The organism is Blautia sp. 210820-DFI.6.14, from assembly GCF_020558815.1.
Classification (GTDB): domain Bacteria; phylum Bacillota; class Clostridia; order Lachnospirales; family Lachnospiraceae; genus Blautia_A; species Blautia_A obeum.
On sequence record NZ_JAJCKS010000024.1, the window covers coordinates 1 to 17,384 of the forward strand.

Sequence of the window (17,384 nt, forward strand, 5' to 3'; positions counted from 1 at the left end):
GGGGATCCGGCATGAGAAAGGCTCAGACCAGCTGCGTCTGTCTCTGCCAAAGGATTTGAAAAGCTATATGGAAGAAACCTATGGGATCCATGAAAAATTTCTATATCTTGAAAATAAGATTTTCAGGAACATGGATCATATAAAACAGCTGCGGATCTATCCGCCGGAAAATGGAACATGTGAGCTTATCGTTATCTATGAGATTGAAGAGCCGGAACAGCTTTCTCAGAATGGACATTATTTATCTGTTGATCTGGGACTTCATAATCTGATGACCTGTTATGATTCCGGAAATGGCAGGACTTTTATCCTGGGAAGAAAATACCTTTCATTGGAAAGATATTTTCATAAAGAGATCGCCAGAGTGCAGTCCGTATGGTATGCACAGCAGTCGGAAAGAGGAATAAAATATCCAAAATCATCGAAACATATCCAGAGACTTTACAGGAAAAAGCAGAATGCAGTGAAGGATTACCTTCATAAAACAACCAGATGGATCGCAGAATACTGCAGAAAAGAAGATATCCGATGTGTGGTTGTGGGAGACATCCGAAACATCCGTAAAGAGAAAGATATGGGACATAAGACCAACCAGAAGTTTCACGGACTGCCATATAACAGGCTGTATATCATGCTGGAATATAAGCTGAAACTGTATGGAATACAGTTGATAAAACAGGAGGAAAGCTATACCAGTCAGTGCAGCCCGTTATCACCAGAAGTATCAAAAAGACATGCAGAAGCATCAAATCGAAAAGAACGTGGTATGTATATAACTGATGGAGTAAGATTTAACGCAGATGCAGTAGGCGCATTTAATATCCTGCGGAAACATCTTTCCGTATCCGGAAAACAGAAGGAACTGTCCGTAACCGGACTAAAAACACCAGAAATAATAAAAGTAGCTGCATAGCCGAATGGCGAGCAGTATTGGTGTTATGGACGCACCCTGAAAAAAGGCGGTATCCCGCCAGATTTCAGATGCTCTGGTAACTCAGTTGCCGAGTAGTTCACATATAACAAATGCGGGTGACAGAATAAAAATTCGGTGGATCTGCACCGCTTGTAGCATTAAAACTTCCTGGCAGTTTATATTGTTTCTCTTGTCGTGCTTGCTTTTATTTCTCAGAAATCAAGAGCACCGAAGGCAGAAGGAATTCCATACGATAAGGGACAGAGATAAAGAAAGAGAGGAATCAGACATGAAAAATTATTCAGAAGATGCAAGCAAACAGTATCATATTCAGGTTGGAAAAGGAGAAGTCGGACGGTATGTGATCTTACCGGGAGATCCGAAACGCTGCAAAAAGATCGCACAGTATTTTGATGATCCGGTTTTTGTTGCTGATAACAGAGAATATGTAACTTATACAGGAACACTGGATGGAGTAAAGGTGAGTGTAACTTCTACCGGTATTGGTGGACCATCTGCTTCTATTGCAATGGAAGAGCTTTATCGCTGTGGTGCAGATACGTTTGTCCGTATCGGAACCTGTGGTGGAATGCAGACAGAAGTAAAGAGTGGAGATATTGTCATTGCGACAGGGGCGATTCGTATGGAAGGCACCAGCAAAGAGTATGCTCCGATCGAATTTCCGGCAGTAGCAAACCTGGAAGTGCTCAATGCTCTTGTGGCAGGCGCAAAAAAAGAAGGCTGTGAATTCCACACAGGTGTGGTACAGTGCAAGGATGCATTTTATGGACAGCATGAACCGGAAACCAAACCGGTCAGCTATGAATTGATGAATAAATGGGAAGCATGGAAACGTCTGGGCTGCCTTGCTTCCGAGATGGAATCTGCAGCACTTTTTGTAGTAGCAAGCCATTTAAGAGTACGTGCCGGCTCCTGCTTCCTGGTATTAGCAAATCAGGAAAGAGAAAAGTTAGGACTGGAAAATCCGGTAGTACATGATACAGATAAGGCAATCCAGGTTGCGGTGCAGGCAATCCGTGAGCTGATCCGCGCAGATAAGGCCAAGGAAAGATGACAACAAAGACAAAAGCATTTGAGACAAAGGATGCACTTGATCTATATAAAAAGATAATCTATACAGAAGGAAAGGCAGGCAGGAGAATGGACAAAAAACAGATTGAAGAAATGATCGATCTGGCGATAAAACAGCTGGGTTATTCTTATGCGCCATATTCACATTTTCATGTGGGAGCGGCACTTCTGGCAAAGAATGGCACGTATTATACAGGATGTAATATTGAAAATGCTGCTTATACACCAACAAACTGTGCTGAGAGGACTGCTTTTTTTAAAGCAGTCAGTGAAGGAGTAAAGGAATTTCAGGCAATCTGTGTTGTAGGCGGCAGGGATGGAGTTCTGACAGGGTATGCGGCACCGTGTGGTGTGTGCAGACAGGTCATGATGGAGTTCTGTGATCCGGAAACATTTCAGATCATTCTGGCAGTCAGCAAAGATAAATACGATGTCTTTACTTTAAGGGAACTTTTTCCGATTGGATTTGGACCGGCAGATCTGTCATAGTTTAACGGACATTCGCCTGATGGGAACAGGCAGAAAGGAGTGTTTATGGAAACTTATAAGAGAGTATTTGTGATCGTTCTGGATTCACTGGGGATTGGAGCAATGCCGGATTCTGAGAAATTTGGCGATAAGGGTGTGGATACGTTCGGACATATCCTGGATAAGATGGGAACTTTGGATATTCCAAATCTTCAGAAACTTGGAATGTTGAATCTGCATAAGGGTGGTACGATGGAAGGCGTGGAAAATCCGATTGGCCGCTATATGCGAATTGGGGAGACCAGCAATGGAAAGGATACAATGACAGGCCACTGGGAAATGATGGGAATCTATACACAGAAGCCGTTTATTACTTTTACAGAAACCGGTTTTCCTAAAGAACTGATCGATGAACTGGAAAAGAGATGTGGCAAGCGTGTGATTGGAAATAAGAGTGCCAGTGGAACAGAAATCATCGAGGAACTTGGTGAGGAAGAAATCAATACAGGAGCGATGATTGTCTATACTTCTGCGGATTCGGTAATGCAGATCTGTGGAAATGAAGAGACATTTGATCTTGCCAACCTGTATCGCTGCTGTGAGATTGCCAGGGAACTGACCATGAAGGATGAGTGGAGAGTCGGCAGAGTTATTGCGAGACCGTATGTCGGAAAGAAAAAGGGTGAGTTCAAGAGAACCAGCAACCGCCATGACTATGCGTTGAAACCGACTGGAAGAACAGCCTTAAATGCATTGAAGGATGCAGGTCTTGATGTGATTGGTGTTGGAAAGATCAATGATATTTTCTGTGGTGAGGGAATTACACAGACTTACCATTCAGACAGTTCTGTGCATGGCATGCAACAGACGATTGAGATTTGTAAAGAAGATTTTCATGGCCTCTGCTTTGTGAATCTGGTGGATTTTGACGCTTTGTGGGGGCATAGAAGAAATCCGGAAGGATACGGACGTGAGATTGAGAAGTTTGATAGTGGACTCGGAACTCTGATGAATGAGTTGCGAGAGGATGATCTTCTGATCCTGACTGCGGATCATGGAAATGATCCAACTTATACCGGAACAGATCATACAAGAGAATATGTACCATTTATTGCATATTCAAAGAAAATGAAAGAAACAGGAGCTATTGAGAATCAGGATACATTTGCGGTGATCGGTGCATCTGTTGCAGAAAATTTTGGTGTACAGATGCCGGAAGGCACGATTGGAAGATCAATATTGAAGGAGCTGCAGTAGGTAAATAAAACTGTTGGTGGGGAGAATATGGGCGAACAGTATTTATATCAGAAATTCCCCTTCTTAAGTCAGAAAAAAAGGAGCTGTCTGAAATATATTTTCGGACTGCTCCTTCTTTTTACTACCTATCGAATGCCTTTGAAAGTGACAGTTTTGCGCATTCCTCGTTTCAGGAATAATTTTTTATAATTTTTGGCCTGTTTTCTTGGAACATAGACTTTCATTTTTGCAGGTGTTCCTTTAAAGGCATTTGAACCAGTGTATTTCTGCGATAATCCTGGAGATTGAATGTTCAGTGTTCTTAATTTCTTACATCCGTATAATCACTGGTGTCAGAAGCTTTTTTGAGAATCTGGGATGCAGGCAGATTGGCTGCGCTGCTGCCAGTGCTGAGATAAGAAGAGACAGTATCTGTACCATCGTCAAAAACCAGAGTTTCGGTATTCTGAGATGAAGAGGTGTTACCATCAGACTGGTGTAAAAGCTATTCTTTTCGCAGAAAATGCAATATCATGAAGAAAAGTAAACAGAAACGTAACCTGCCTGTGATTCAGGACAATAATTTGTTCTGTTGGCGATATTGTCTTGGTGACATCCCGTAAATGTTACGGAATGCTCTGGAAAAATGAAGCTGGTTTGGATATCCAACCTGAACGCTGATGTCACCAATGGACAGGCTGGTGCTGGTAAGCAGAGAGGTTGCTTTACTCATTCGATAGCGGATCAGGAAGTCCTGTGGAGACTGTCCGATCATATCTTTGAAAACTTTACCAAAATAGCTTCGATCAAGATTGCATCGATTAGCCATATCTTCGACTGTAATAGGTAATGCATAATTTTGTTCAATAAAAGAAAGTGCTTCCTGTGCGTAAAATCTAGAAAGCTTTCCGCCCTGAAGCCTTTTTTTATTGGAAGAACCCTGGATAAGGGCATCCATAATAAGATATAACTGACCAATGATCCCAAGTGGGCGGGAATTGTCCGGATATTGTGTCAGACGCAGCATTTCATCGCGAAGCTTATCTGCTGCTGTATCGGAAATGGGATGAAAGACCGGATGATCGTTGGACAGTCCGGCTTCTTCCATCAGCTCTTTTGCACGCAGTCCATCGAACTCTACCCAGACGTATTCCCATGGGAATTTCTGGTCAGCACTGTAAAGATTGATACGCCCCGGTTCAATGAGAAAGCCGGAATGTGCTTCCATATGGTAAACAGCATTGTCATCTTTTTCTGTAACACTCAGCATTCCTTTGCCGGAAATAATATAGTGAAAAAGATAATGATTACGTACAAATGGACCATAAGAATGCAGCGGTTCACATTTCTCGTAGCCGTACTGATACACGGTCAGGTCAAGAAAACGTTCATCGGAAAATATATGAAAAATAGAATCTGACATGGTTTTTATCATTTCCTCCTACAAAATATAGTAAAATATGCATAAAAACGAGATACAGAAATCGTACAATTTTAACGAAATATCGCTATTTAGTACTATTATATACCATAATGCGTAGTAACATCAACATTATTCTGGAAATAACGCATTATGGTATATTTTGATGTTATCGATCTATGTACGAAGCTTTTCTTTTGGTGTTAGAATCAAATCAAACAGAGATGACTGGTCTGAATCTGAACTGCCAGATGGCAGTGAATAGCTGTAAAGAAGGGAGAAACAAATGGGAAAGCATAAGGTAGGTGCTGTTTTCCTTGCGGGAGTTCTGGCAATGGGAACAGTTATGACAGGATGCTCCGGAAAGGACGAAACAGAGGGCAAAACTGTAATTGAAATGGTACAGTATAAACCGGAGGCGGTAGATATTTTTGAACAGTTTCAGGATGAGTTCAATGCGACACATGATGATATTTATTTAAAGATTGATTCACCGAACGATGCAATGACAATCCTGAAAACAAGATTTATCCGCGAGGATAATCCGGATATCATCGGAATTGGCGGGGATATTAATTATTCCAATTTTCTGGATGCAGACATGCTGATGGATATTTCTGATTTTGAAGGACTGAACGATATTAAAGAGAAATATCTTGAGATGAACAAAGATCTGGAATATGTGCCGAAAGATGGTGTTTATGCCGTTCCGTATATGGCAAATGCAGCTGGAATTCTTTTTAACCGGGATATGTTTGAAGAACATGGCTGGGAGGTTCCGACCACATGGACAGAATTTACGAATCTTTGTGATCAGATCCAGTCAGAAGGAATCCAGCCATTATATTTTGGTTTTAAGGATACATGGACTACACTGGCACCGTGGAATGCAATTGCAGTAAGTCTGTGCGATTCTGATCTGACTTATCAGGTAAACAGTGGAAAAACAACTTTTGCAGAAAATTACAGAGAAGTGGCAGAAAAGGAAAAAGCGCTTCTTACATATGGACAGAAAGATCCGGTGTCTCAGGGATATAACGATGCCTGCACTGCATTCGCAAGAGGAGCATCTGCGATGTTTACAATTGGAAGCTATGCGATCTCTCAGATCAAATCTGTAAATCCGGATATGAATATTGGTTCTTTTGTATTTCCGGCAAATGAAGATGCAGATAAAAATGTGCTGAATTCCGGAAATGATCTGATGTTCTGCGTGATGAAAGATTGTAAAAATAAAGAGGCAGCTTATGAAGTGCTCAGTTATATGCTCGAAGATGAAAATGTCAAAAAATATCTGAATGCACAGAGCGCTGTTCCATGTAAAAAAGGTGATTTTGAGATTACTCCGGAGCTGGAAGAAATGCGTGATTATATCGAAAACGGTATTGTAGCGGATTATCAGGACCATCATTACCCGAGCGAAATGTCAGTAGATGCAATGATCCAGACATATCTGATGGATGACAGTGCTGATGCGACAGATACATTTATGAAACGATTTGACAAAGAATGGATTCGCTACAACAGAGATGTCGTGGCAAAAGTAAAAGCATATGAGGAGGGTAATGATCATGAATAAAAAACATGGTGCGTGGAGCAAAAATGAAAAGATATTTCTTGGCCTGCTGGCACCGATTCTGGTTCTTTTCTTCTGCTTTAATACATTACCGCTGATCAAAGGTTTTTATTACGGACTTACAAACTTCCGCGGATATGGAAGTTATGATTTTGTAGGACTGCGGAACTTTGCAGAAATTTTCCAGGATTCCCGTGTGGGTCACTCATATCTGTTTACATTTAAATATGCGTTGGTTATGACAATTGTGGTCAATCTTCTCAGCCTGATCCTGGCACTGGGACTGAACAGCAAGATCCGTGGAAAAAATGCACTCAGAGGAATCTATTTTGTACCAAATATTCTGGGAGGTCTGGTTGTCGGTTATATCTTCAGTTTCATTTTTACATATATTCTGCCGACAATCGGAGAAGTAACAGGAATTGATTTCCTGAAAACAAGTCTCCTTGGAAGTACAAAATGGGCATGGATCGCAATTGTGATCGTCGGAGCATGGCAGGGAATAGCGATGAATACGATCATTTATATTTCCGGTCTGCAGACAGTACCGGAAGAAGTTTATGAGGCATGTATGCTGGATGGAGCATCCGGATGGAAAAAATTTAAGAGCATTACACTTCCATTGATCATGCCATTTGTAACAATTAACCTTGTCCTTTGTATGAAAAATGCGCTGATGGTATTTGACCAGATCATGTCTTTGACAAAAGGTGGCCCGTCACAGAGCACAGAGTCCATTTCTTATCTGATCTATAACAATGGTATGAGTGGAGGACAGTTTGGTTTCCAGAGTGCGAATGCATTTGTATTCTTTATTGTGATCGTTGCGATATCACTGTTTCAGATGAAATTCCTGGGAAGTAAGGAGGAGCAGTTATAATGAGCAGAACAAAGAAAAAAGAAAGCGCTGTTCGTGGTAAGACTACAAACAGGATTATTAATATTTTACTGGCACTTGGCTGCCTGACGGTTTTATTTCCACTGTATATGACAGTGATCATTGCATTTAAGAAGCCATCGGAAATGACAAATGATGTAGCTGGTGCACTGGCATTCCCACAGAAATGGAGTTTTGAAAACTTTGCAGAGGCAATGCGTGTAACTGATTTCTGGCATTCTCTTGGAAACAGTCTTCTTATTACCGGGGTAACTGTGGTATTATGTATATTAATACATTCACTTGCCGGTTATCTGATCGGAAGAAAGATGAAGCAGCGTAAGATATTTAAGATTTCTTACTATTACATTGTAAGTGGTATGTTTGTACCGTTTGCGGTTCTTATGATGCCGCTGGTAAAAGAAACTGCACAGCTGGGAATCGCAAACCGCTTTGGTGTTATTGTATTGTATGTTGTGTTTTTTATGCCGATGAATGTACTGCTTTATTCAGGATATCTGAATAATATCCCGATGGCACTGGAAGAGGCTGCCTGTGTGGATGGAGCCGGAGTATGGCAGACTTACTGGAAGATTATTTTTCCAAATATGAAACCGATGCATGCAACAGTAGCAGTTCTCACAGCAATGAGTACCTGGAATGACGTTATGACTCCACTGGTCATCATGTCCGGTACAGATCAGAACACACTGCCGCTGGCACAGCTGAATTTCCAGACACAGTTCGGAACGAATTATAACCTGGCATTTGCATCTTATCTTCTGGCATTACTTCCAATTTTAATCTTTTATATCATCTGCCAGAAACAGATTATCAATGGTGTTGTAAACGGAGCAGTAAAATAATTCTTAAAAAAGACAGAAAGGGAAAACGACAATGGCTATCAATATAAAGAATCAGATTTTTACTCTTCATACAAAAAACAGTACTTATCAGATGAAAGTGGACGAGCAGAATATGCTTATTCACACTTATTACGGAAACCGTACGGATGATACGGACTGTTCCTATCTGATTCGTATGGCAGACCGTGGATTCAGCGGAAATATCCCGGGAACTGACAGAGAGCGTGTATATTCTCTGGATTTTCTTCCGCAGGAGTTTCCGGTATATGGCGACGGAGATTATCGTGTAGACTGTCTGAAAGCAGACCTTGGAAGCGGTGTACAGGACGGGATGTTTTTCTTTGACAGCTATCAGGTAAGAGAAGGAAAATATAACATTCCGGGGCTTCCGGCATTCTTTTCTTCTGAGAAATCAGAAGGAGAGACACTGGAGATCGTTCTGAAAGATGCTGTTGAAGAAGTCTATGTACATCTTCTTTATGGAGTCTTTGAAGAGCTGGATATCATTACAAGAGCAGCAGTAGTCGAAAACCGTACAGAGGGTGATATCCAGATTTCCAGAATTATGAGTGCGTGTCTGGATCTTGGAATGGGAAAATATGATCTGATTCATTTTTATGGAAAACATGCCGGTGAGCGTCAGATGGAAAGAAACAGTCTGCCACACGGCATCACGGAGCTTCGCAGTACCCGTGGAACTTCCAGCCACCAGCATAATCCTTTTGTGATTCTTGCGGATAAAGACACTACAGAGAGTACTGGTGAGTGCTACAGTGCATCTTTTCTGTACAGTGGCGGTTTTCATGCACAGGCAGAAGTAGATCAGTTTAATCAGACAAGACTGGTCATTGGAATTGATGACTATGATTTTTCCTGGAAACTAAAAAAGGGTGAAAGCTTCAGCACACCTGAGGTATGTCTGACATACAGTGCAGATGGATTTTCAAAGTTGTCCCAGACTCTGCATCAGGCAATCGTGTCGAATCTGATCCGCAGCTGCTGGAAAGACAGAGTGCGCCCGATTCTGGTAAATAACTGGGAAGCAACCTATTTTGATTTTAACAAAGACAATCTGATTGCAATTGCAAAAGAAGCGGCAGAACTGAATCTGGATATGCTGGTACTGGATGATGGATGGTTTGGAAAAAGGGATGATGATTTCTCCGGTCTTGGCGACTGGTTTGTAAATGAGAAAAAGCTGTGCGGAACCCTTTCTGAGCTGGTGAAAGAAGTACATGATATGGGACTTTCTTTCGGGCTTTGGTTTGAGCCGGAGATGATCTCTGAGGACAGTGATCTGTATCGGGCACATCCGGACTGGGCACTGGTCATACCGGGAAGACAGCCGATCAGAAGTCGTTCCCAGCTGGTATTGGATATGTCCAGAGAAGATGTGACAGATTATCTGACAGAGCGGATCTGTGATATTGTAGAGAAAGCGGATATCCAGTATATCAAATGGGATATGAACCGTTCACTTATGGCTGCTTACAGTGCGAAGCTTCCACGTGACCGTCAGGGGGAACTGAGACATCGTTATGTGCTTGGCCTTTATAAAGTACTGGAAGCTGTGACTCAGAGATTCCCGGAACTTCTGCTGGAAGGATGCAGTGGCGGCGGTGGACGGTTTGATGCAGGTATGTTGTATTACTGTCCGCAGATCTGGTGTAGCGATAATACGGATGCGATTGAAAGACTGCGTATTCAGTACGGTACTTCCTTTGGCTATCCGATGTCTTCTGTTTCCGCACACGTATCGGTTTGCCCGAATCATCAGAATCATCGCGTGACACCATTCAAGACAAGAGGAATCTGTGCAATGCAGGGAACATTTGGATATGAACTGGATCTCAGTAAGATGACTGATGAAGAAAAGAAGATGGCGGGAGAACAGATTGCGTTCTTCAAAGAACATGGAAGACTGTTCCAGTTCGGAGATTATTACAGACTGACTTCACCATTTGAAAACAGAGACTATACTGTATGGGAATATGCGGCACAGGATGGCAGTGAGGCCTGCATGTCTGTCGTTTATACAGATATGTATGCAAATGCAGCATCTGAGATCGTGAAATGGAAAGGGCTGGATCCGAAAAAGGTTTATCAGATGCAGCTGGATGGAGAAGACGCTGGAAACTTCTCCGGCGCGGCGTTGATGCATGCCGGAATCCTGCTTCCATTACCAGAGCAAAATTATGATGCATTCCAGATTTATCTGAAGGCAGAATAGAATAAAGAAAAATTACAGAGAAAGCTCCTATGGTGTCGAAAGGCATTGTAGGGGCTTTTTTTATATGAAAAATCCACAAAATAAAGCACAAAAAAGGAAGAACGGAGTCGAGTTCTTCCTTTTTTGAGATATACTTAATTCGATTAAATTGCGTCCAGTGCCTGAGCGATATCTGCGATCAGGTCGTTTTTATCTTCAAGGCCGCAGGAGATACGGATCAGTCCGGCTGGAATTCCGGCAGCAGCGAGCTGCTCGTCATTCATCTGGCGGTGTGTGGAGGTTGCCGGGTTGAGGCAGCAGGTTCTTGCATCTGCTACATGTGTTTCAATTGCTGCAAGTTTCAGATTTTTCATGAATTTTTCGGCAGCAGCACGTCCACCCTTTAATTCAAAGGAAACAACACCGCATCCACCGTTTGGCAGATATTTCTTTGCAGTTTCATAGTATTTGTTGGATGGAAGTGTCGGATAGTTTACGAATTCTACTTTGTCGTGTTTCTCAAGGAATTCTGCAACTGCCTGGCCGTTTTCAACATGTCTTGGCATACGTACATGAAGTGATTCCAGTCCAAGGTTCAGAATAAATGCACTTTGTGGAGACTGAGCGCAGCCGAGGTCTCTCATCAGCTGAGAAGTACATTTGGTGATGAAAGCGCCTTCTTTTCCAAATTTTTCAGCATAGGTAACTCCGTGATAAGAATCATCCGGTGTGCAGAGTCCCGGGAATTTGTCTGCATGTGCCATCCAGTCAAATTTGCCGCCATCGATGATCGCACCGCCGAGCGCTGCTCCGTGTCCATCCATATATTTGGTTGTGGAATGTGTAACGATATCTGCGCCCCATTCGATCGGACGTAAGTTGACCGGTGTTGGGAAGGTGTTATCTACGATGAGCGGCACACCATGTGCGTGCGCTGCTTTTGCAAATTTCTCGATATCAAGAACGGTAAGTGCCGGATTGGCGATAGATTCACCGAAAACAGCTCTGGTATTTTCTTTGAAAGCTGCGTTTAATTCTTCTTCTGTGCAGTCCGGGTCAACGAAGGTAACGTCTACGCCCATTTTTTTCATTGTAACTGCAAGAAGGTTGTAGGTTCCTCCATAGATGGAAGAGGAGGAAACGATATGGCTGCCGGCTTCGCAGATATTGAAGACAGCGAAGAAGTTTGCTGCCTGTCCGGAAGAAGTCAGCATACCAGAGGTACCGCCTTCGAGAGCTGTGATCTTGGCTGCAACATAGTCGTTGGTAGGATTCTGTAATCTTGAATAGAAATATCCTTCAGCTTCAAGGTCAAAGAGCTTGCCCATGTCTTCGCTGGTATCATATTTGTAAGTGGTTGACTGAATGATCGGAATCTGACGTGGTTCGCCGTTTCCTGGTGTGTAGCCTGCCTGCACGCATTTTGTATTAATAGTATAGTCCATGAATTTGCCCACCTTTATATAAATTGTAATATCTTTATGTTATACTTTTTTTTGTTATATGTAAAGAAAAAATACATACTTGATCGGTATGAGAAGGAGAAGAAGGTTATTGCTTATTATGTAAACAATAACGAGAGAATTATGGGACAAAGTAACAAAGCATTACACGAGAAATATGAATTCCGCGATATCAGGCGGGATGAGATCGAACAGGCCGTGAGAATTGAGGCAATCTGTTTTCCCCCAAATGAGGCTTGTACATATGAGCACATGGCACCACGAATCGAAAATGCACCGGATCTTTTTCTGGTGGCAGTAGACCGCAAAACCGGAAAGATGGCAGCTTTTCTGAATGGTCTGGCAACGAATCGGGAACATCTGACGGATGACTTTTTTACGGATGCTGACCAGCATGATCCGGCTGGTACAAATATTATGCTCCTTGGACTGGATGTGCTGCCGGAGCACCAACACCAGGGACTGGCAAGAGAACTGATGGAACAATATAAGGAAAGAGAACAGGTTAAGGGAAGAAAGAAGCTGATCCTGACCTGCCTCCCGGATAAGGTTGAGATGTATAAGAAATTTGGCTTTAAAGACCATGGAATCGGCGATTCTGTGTGGGGCGGCGAAGCCTGGAATGAGATGGATATTGTGTTGGAGTAGAGTAAGATATCCTTCTTTGCAGACTTGAATTTACATTCGTTTGATATTATAATCAAAGGGATTGAAACGAATCCTGAAACAGCGGGAACATTTAATTTTAAGGAGGAATCTTATTATGATTACCTGGAACAACCTGGATACTCTTGAATCATTCAAAGAACTTTCCAATGTAAAAAAAGTAAACCTTGTAGAAGCCATGACCGGAGAAAATGGTGCAGAACGTGTAAAGAACTACAGTGTACCGATGGCTGCTGGTCTTGCATATAACTATGCTGCAAAGCAGGTAGATGATGAAGTGCTGGAAGGTCTTAAAAAACTGGCAAAAGAAGCACAGCTTACTGAAAAATACGCAGCTCTTTACAATGGCGAAATGATCAATACAGGTGAGAAACGTCTTGTTCTTCATCAGCTGACACGTGGACAGCTTGGTGATACTGTCACAGCTGACGGTGTTGACAAACGTGCTTTCTATGTAGAACAGCAGCAGAAGATCGCTGACTTTGCCAATAAAGTACATGCAGGTGAGATTACAAACGCAGCAGGAGAAAAATTCACAACTGTTGTTCAGATCGGTATCGGCGGAAGTGACCTTGGTCCTCGTGCAATGTATCTTGCACTTGAAAACTGGGCAAAGAAAAACGACAAATTCAAAATGGAAGCAAAATTCATCAGCAACGTAGATCCGGATGATGCGGCAGCAGTTCTGAATTCTATCGATGTTGCACATTCCATTTTTGTACTGGTTTCCAAATCAGGTACAACCCTTGAAACACTGACAAACGAATCTTTTGTTAAAGATGCTCTGAAGAATGCAGGTCTGGATGCTTCCAAACATATGATCGCAGTTACAAGTGAGACATCTCCTCTTGCAAAGAGCGATGACTACCTCGCAGCATTCTTCATGGATGACTATATCGGCGGACGTTATTCTTCTACATCTGCAGTTGGTGGTGCTGTGTTATCTCTGGCATTCGGACCGGAAGTATTTGCAGAATTCCTTGAAGGTGCAGCAGAAGAAGATAAACTTGCTAAAAACGAAGATGTTATGCAGAACCCGGCTATGCTGGATGCACTGATCGGTGTATATGAAAGAAATATCCTCGGATATCCAAGCACAGCTGTTCTTCCATATTCACAGGCACTGAGCCGTTTCCCGGCACATTTACAGCAGCTTGATATGGAATCCAACGGAAAATCTGTAAACCGTTTCGGTGAGCCTGTAGATTATGTGACAGGACCGGTTATCTTCGGAGAGCCAGGAACAAATGGACAGCATTCCTTCTATCAGCTCCTGCATCAGGGAACAGACATCGTACCGCTTCAGTTTATCGGATTTAAGAACAACCAGATGGGTACAGATGTAGTGATCCAGGACAGCACAAGCCAGCAGAAACTCTGTGCAAACGTAGCAGCTCAGATCGTTGCATTTGCATGCGGTAAAGCAGATGACAATCGCAATAAGAACTTCGAAGGCGGACGTCCGTCCAGCATCATCATCGGCGAGCAGGTAAATCCGGCAAGCCTTGGCGCACTCCTTGCACACTTCGAAAACAAAGTTATGTTCCAGGGATTCCTGTGGAATGTAAACAGCTTTGACCAGGAAGGCGTTCAGCTTGGTAAAGTCCTTGCAAAACGTGTTCTTGCACACGAGACAGACGGAGCATTGAAAGTATTCAGCGACCTTCTGAATATCTGATCTTGAAATTAGATTAATTATGAAATGATATAAGCCCTTCATTTACAGATGAGATTCTGCAAGTGAGGGGCTTACTTTATATGTTGTTATCTTCGTTCTACGATATGATAATACGATTTTGCGGTCATAAGATAGATCAGGCCATATACCAGTGCAAAGATCAGCACCGTACCGGCGGTACAGCCGATGAACAATCTGGTATTTGTCATGCCGAACAGCAGGAGCATCCGGCGGATCAGTGGAAATGCCATGGAAATATGAAGCATTGCCATGAGAAGCGGAAGGAAAAATACCATCAGGATCTGACGTCGGATTGAGCTTTTGACTTCGCGATGGCTCAGTCCTACTTTCTGCATGATCTCAAAACGATTCTGGTCTTCGTATCCTTCCGAGATCTGTTTGTAGTAGATGATCATCGCTGTACCGAGAAGGAAAAGTGATCCGAGGAAAATTCCGATGAACAGAAGGGAACCGTTATCTGCGTAGTAGGAATCATATTCCTGTGCACGGATTCCGGAAGTGATCCAGGAGTTATCCGACAGCTGTCCATTATCTTGCAGAGCTTTTATTGCATCCAGTACCGGTGTACCATAGGCAATTTTTGTTTCATCGGAGCCGGTGATATTCAGACCAAGATGAACGGTCAGATCCTGTCCAGCAGGGGTAGCTGAGGTATTCTTATACATTTCTGTTCGCATTTTATCAAACTTTTCAAAATCAGAATCAGTGACAACAAATACTGCATTTCTATAGACGATATCGCGACCGCAGGTCAGAGGAGAATTCTCCAGCCATTTTTTTACAGAGAAAACAGAATCATTGACTGTGAGAGAGTCCGATTTTTCAGTCATCTTTGAAGCCCATGCAAGAATCTCTCCATCCTGTAATACCGGATCTGTACCGGTAAGTTTCTTATATTCGGATTGACGAAGAAGAGAAAGAGTTAGTACAGAACCAGACTCCGTTAAAGTACCTGGCTCAGCAATCTGAATCTGCCCGTGATCTATACGACTGATGATTGTGAGATAAATTTCTTCGGCTTTTTTGTCTACAGGAACCTTGTTATCAGAAATTGCTTTTTCGAATGTTTCGATAGCAGTCTGACATTCCTTTTCACTGACACCGGTAATGGAAATATCGGTATCGTATGGGTAACGGTTTACCATGATATCATTCATACCAAAATAGATAGAGACAGTCATGGAAATCATGAGCAAAACTCCGGTACTTAAGATACAGATACTGGCCAGCCCGACAGCGTTCTGCTTCATACGGTAAAGCATACCGGAAATACTGATAAAATTTCCAGTCTTGTAGTAAAAGCTTTTTCTGCGGCGAAGAAACTTCAGAATTACAATACTGCCTGCAGTAAAAAGCAGATAGGTTCCTGTCATAACAAGGATTACGGCAAGCAGGAAGATTGAGATTGCTTTAATTGGTGATTCTGTTGTGATGGCAAGGTAATAACCGATACCAAGACAGATAAAACCAAGCAGTGCCATAAGCCATTTTGCTTTCGGCTCTCTTTCTCCCGTGTTGTTGCCACGAAGTAATTCTACCGGACGGCTTAAATGAATCCTTCTGAGATTCAGAAGAAGGATCAACAGGAAAATGGCACCGAACATCAGAAGACAAGTAATAATCCCCTTTGTGGAAATATAAAATCCAAGTACTGCCGGAATATGCAGCAGTCTCAGAAGAAGGAGAAGTGACAGTTTACTGGCAAGGATTCCGATTGCGATTCCACCAGTGAGGGAAAGGATCGTTGTAAAAATCGTTTCCAGTAACAGTACAATGCCGATATGATTTCTTTCCAGTCCAAGAATATTGTAAAGGCCGATTTCTTTCTGCCTTCTTTTCATCAGGAAACTGTTACTGTAGATCAGAAAGATCACACAGAAGATCACAACAACAACTTCTCCTGTAGAGAGAATCATTCGTACTTCTGCGGCATGGCGAACAGCCTGATCCAGAGTTGGACAGTCGCGTAAAAATTCCATCATATAGATCATGGCGATGCAGAAGATACAGGTGATCATGTAAGGAATGTAGGTGCTTTTATTGTTGCGGATGTTCTGAACTGCCAGTTTTGAGAAGATTCCTTTACGCATGATATTCACCGCCTGTCGTCAGTATGGTAAGCGTATCGGCAATCATCTGATACATTTCCTGGCGGGATTTACTGCCCTTATAAATCTGATGAAAAACTTCTCCATCTTTAATAAAAAGGACTCTGGATGCATGGCTGGCAGCCTGTGCACTGTGTGTGACCATCAGAATCGTCTGTCCTTCGTCATTGATCTCGCCAAACATGGAAAGCAGTGCAGATGCTGCTTTTGAATCGAGGGCTCCTGTGGGCTCATCAGCAAGAATCAGCTTCGGGTCTGTGATCAGAGCTCTGGCAACCGCTGCACGCTGTTTCTGTCCACCGGAAACTTCATAAGGATATTTATCCAGAAGTTCTGTGATACACAGTGCCTGTGCAATCGGGCGGATCTTCTGTTCCATTTCTCGGTAATCTTCGCCGGCAAGGACGAGTGGAAGATAAATATTATCTCTTAAAGAGAAGGTATCCAGCAGATTAAAATCCTGAAAAACAAAGCCAAGGTTTTTTCTTCGGAAAGCCGAGATTTCTTTTTCTGTAAGATGTACGATATTTTTTCCTTCGAGGAGAACTTCTCCGGAAGTCGGGCGGTCGAGAGATGCCAGTATGTTGAGGAGGGTAGTCTTTCCGGAACCGGATTCTCCCATGATTGCAACAAATTCCCCTTTTTCTATAGAAAAAGAGACATTGGAGAGTGCCTGCACTTTGTTTCCTCCGAAACGGGTGCTGTATATTTTTTTGATATTAGTTACTTCTAGTAAAGCCATAACCGGGGCTCCTTTCTTTTTTATTGATAAGGTAAGTATAGAAATCTTT

Annotated in this window: 14 protein-coding genes; 10 read left to right on the plus strand and 4 right to left on the minus strand. The window is 42.6% G+C overall.

Annotated elements, in window-relative coordinates:
• The 4 genes from LI112_RS14120 to LI112_RS14135 all read left to right on the plus strand — a co-directional run.
• Positions 1 to 913, plus strand: a 913-nt coding sequence (locus LI112_RS14120; protein ID WP_227190919.1) for a transposase, incomplete at its 5' end; no start/stop codon positions are given.
• A 289-nt stretch (positions 914 to 1,202) separates the two neighbouring features.
• Positions 1,203 to 1,988: a uridine phosphorylase gene (gene udp / locus LI112_RS14125; RefSeq protein ID WP_005426124.1), complete on the plus strand. Its 786-nt coding sequence runs from the start codon at positions 1,203 to 1,205 to the stop codon at positions 1,986 to 1,988.
• Between the two features lie 86 nt (positions 1,989 to 2,074).
• Positions 2,075 to 2,494: a cytidine deaminase gene (locus LI112_RS14130; RefSeq protein ID WP_227190929.1), complete on the plus strand. Its 420-nt coding sequence runs from the start codon at positions 2,075 to 2,077 to the stop codon at positions 2,492 to 2,494.
• A gap of 45 nt (positions 2,495 to 2,539) precedes the next feature.
• Entirely contained in the window at positions 2,540 to 3,730 is a 1,191-nt protein-coding gene (locus tag LI112_RS14135) for a phosphopentomutase (protein ID WP_055066277.1), read from the plus strand.
• A gap of 550 nt (positions 3,731 to 4,280) precedes the next feature.
• Here LI112_RS14135 and LI112_RS14140 read toward each other — a convergent pair.
• A complete protein-coding gene (locus LI112_RS14140) occupies positions 4,281 to 5,132 on the minus strand; it encodes an AraC family transcriptional regulator (protein ID WP_044925870.1) in 852 nt (283 codons plus the stop codon).
• A 283-nt stretch (positions 5,133 to 5,415) separates the two neighbouring features.
• On the opposite strand from LI112_RS14140, the gene LI112_RS14145 reads away from it, so the two are divergent.
• Genes LI112_RS14145 through LI112_RS14160 form a run of 4 tightly spaced genes read left to right on the plus strand, consistent with a single transcriptional unit; the run spans position 5,416 to position 10,678 of the window.
• Positions 5,416 to 6,708 (plus strand): ABC transporter substrate-binding protein, encoded by a 1,293-nt coding sequence (locus LI112_RS14145; protein WP_022387829.1) that lies wholly within the window; start codon positions 5,416 to 5,418, stop codon positions 6,706 to 6,708.
• Positions 6,701 to 7,585 (plus strand): carbohydrate ABC transporter permease, encoded by an 885-nt coding sequence (locus tag LI112_RS14150; protein ID WP_022387828.1) that lies wholly within the window; start codon positions 6,701 to 6,703, stop codon positions 7,583 to 7,585. The genes LI112_RS14145 and LI112_RS14150 overlap by 8 nt, the downstream gene beginning before the upstream one ends.
• Positions 7,585 to 8,448 carry a carbohydrate ABC transporter permease gene (locus LI112_RS14155; protein ID WP_227190920.1) on the plus strand — a complete coding sequence of 288 codons (864 nt, stop codon included), beginning with the start codon at positions 7,585 to 7,587 and terminating at the stop codon, positions 8,446 to 8,448. The genes LI112_RS14150 and LI112_RS14155 overlap by 1 nt, the downstream gene beginning before the upstream one ends.
• A 31-nt stretch (positions 8,449 to 8,479) precedes the next feature.
• A complete protein-coding gene (locus tag LI112_RS14160; protein ID WP_055055900.1) occupies positions 8,480 to 10,678 on the plus strand; it encodes an alpha-galactosidase in 2,199 nt (732 codons plus the stop codon).
• 143 nt (positions 10,679 to 10,821) lie between these two features.
• Here the strand turns inward: LI112_RS14160 and LI112_RS14165 are convergent, their stop codons facing one another.
• Complete coding sequence (locus tag LI112_RS14165; RefSeq protein WP_005426159.1) at positions 10,822 to 12,102, minus strand: O-acetylhomoserine aminocarboxypropyltransferase/cysteine synthase family protein; 1,281 nt, start codon at positions 12,100 to 12,102, stop codon at positions 10,822 to 10,824.
• Between the two features lie 141 nt (positions 12,103 to 12,243).
• Between LI112_RS14165 and LI112_RS14170 the strand changes: the two genes are divergently transcribed.
• Positions 12,244 to 12,768: a GNAT family N-acetyltransferase gene (locus tag LI112_RS14170; RefSeq protein WP_227190921.1), complete on the plus strand. Its 525-nt coding sequence runs from the start codon at positions 12,244 to 12,246 to the stop codon at positions 12,766 to 12,768.
• A 115-nt stretch (positions 12,769 to 12,883) separates the two neighbouring features.
• A complete protein-coding gene (locus tag LI112_RS14175; RefSeq protein WP_117593130.1) occupies positions 12,884 to 14,464 on the plus strand; it encodes a glucose-6-phosphate isomerase in 1,581 nt (526 codons plus the stop codon).
• Between the two features lie 86 nt (positions 14,465 to 14,550).
• On the opposite strand, the gene LI112_RS14180 is transcribed toward LI112_RS14175, so the two are convergent.
• Together LI112_RS14180 and LI112_RS14185 are read right to left on the minus strand one after the other, a co-directional pair.
• Entirely contained in the window at positions 14,551 to 16,575 is a 2,025-nt protein-coding gene (locus LI112_RS14180) for an FtsX-like permease family protein (protein WP_227190922.1), read from the minus strand.
• Positions 16,568 to 17,335, minus strand: coding sequence for an ABC transporter ATP-binding protein (locus tag LI112_RS14185; protein ID WP_055066264.1), 768 nt, complete (start codon positions 17,333 to 17,335; stop codon positions 16,568 to 16,570). The genes LI112_RS14180 and LI112_RS14185 overlap by 8 nt, the downstream gene beginning before the upstream one ends.
• Positions 17,336 to 17,384 lie beyond the last annotated feature (49 nt).

Coding starts and splice junctions, on each gene's coding strand:
- udp (WP_005426124.1), top strand. CDS start 1,203: ATGAAAAATTATTCAGAAGATGCAAGCAAACAGTATCATATTCAGGTT.
- LI112_RS14130 (WP_227190929.1), top strand. CDS start 2,075: ATGGACAAAAAACAGATTGAAGAAATGATCGATCTGGCGATAAAACAG.
- LI112_RS14135 (WP_055066277.1), top strand. CDS start 2,540: ATGGAAACTTATAAGAGAGTATTTGTGATCGTTCTGGATTCACTGGGG.
- LI112_RS14140 (WP_044925870.1), bottom strand. CDS start 5,132: ATGTCAGATTCTATTTTTCATATATTTTCCGATGAACGTTTTCTTGAC.
- LI112_RS14145 (WP_022387829.1), top strand. CDS start 5,416: ATGGGAAAGCATAAGGTAGGTGCTGTTTTCCTTGCGGGAGTTCTGGCA.
- LI112_RS14150 (WP_022387828.1), top strand. CDS start 6,701: ATGAATAAAAAACATGGTGCGTGGAGCAAAAATGAAAAGATATTTCTT.
- LI112_RS14155 (WP_227190920.1), top strand. CDS start 7,585: ATGAGCAGAACAAAGAAAAAAGAAAGCGCTGTTCGTGGTAAGACTACA.
- LI112_RS14160 (WP_055055900.1), top strand. CDS start 8,480: ATGGCTATCAATATAAAGAATCAGATTTTTACTCTTCATACAAAAAAC.
- LI112_RS14165 (WP_005426159.1), bottom strand. CDS start 12,102: ATGGACTATACTATTAATACAAAATGCGTGCAGGCAGGCTACACACCA.
- LI112_RS14170 (WP_227190921.1), top strand. CDS start 12,244: ATGGGACAAAGTAACAAAGCATTACACGAGAAATATGAATTCCGCGAT.
- LI112_RS14175 (WP_117593130.1), top strand. CDS start 12,884: ATGATTACCTGGAACAACCTGGATACTCTTGAATCATTCAAAGAACTT.
- LI112_RS14180 (WP_227190922.1), bottom strand. CDS start 16,575: ATGCGTAAAGGAATCTTCTCAAAACTGGCAGTTCAGAACATCCGCAAC.
- LI112_RS14185 (WP_055066264.1), bottom strand. CDS start 17,335: ATGGCTTTACTAGAAGTAACTAATATCAAAAAAATATACAGCACCCGT.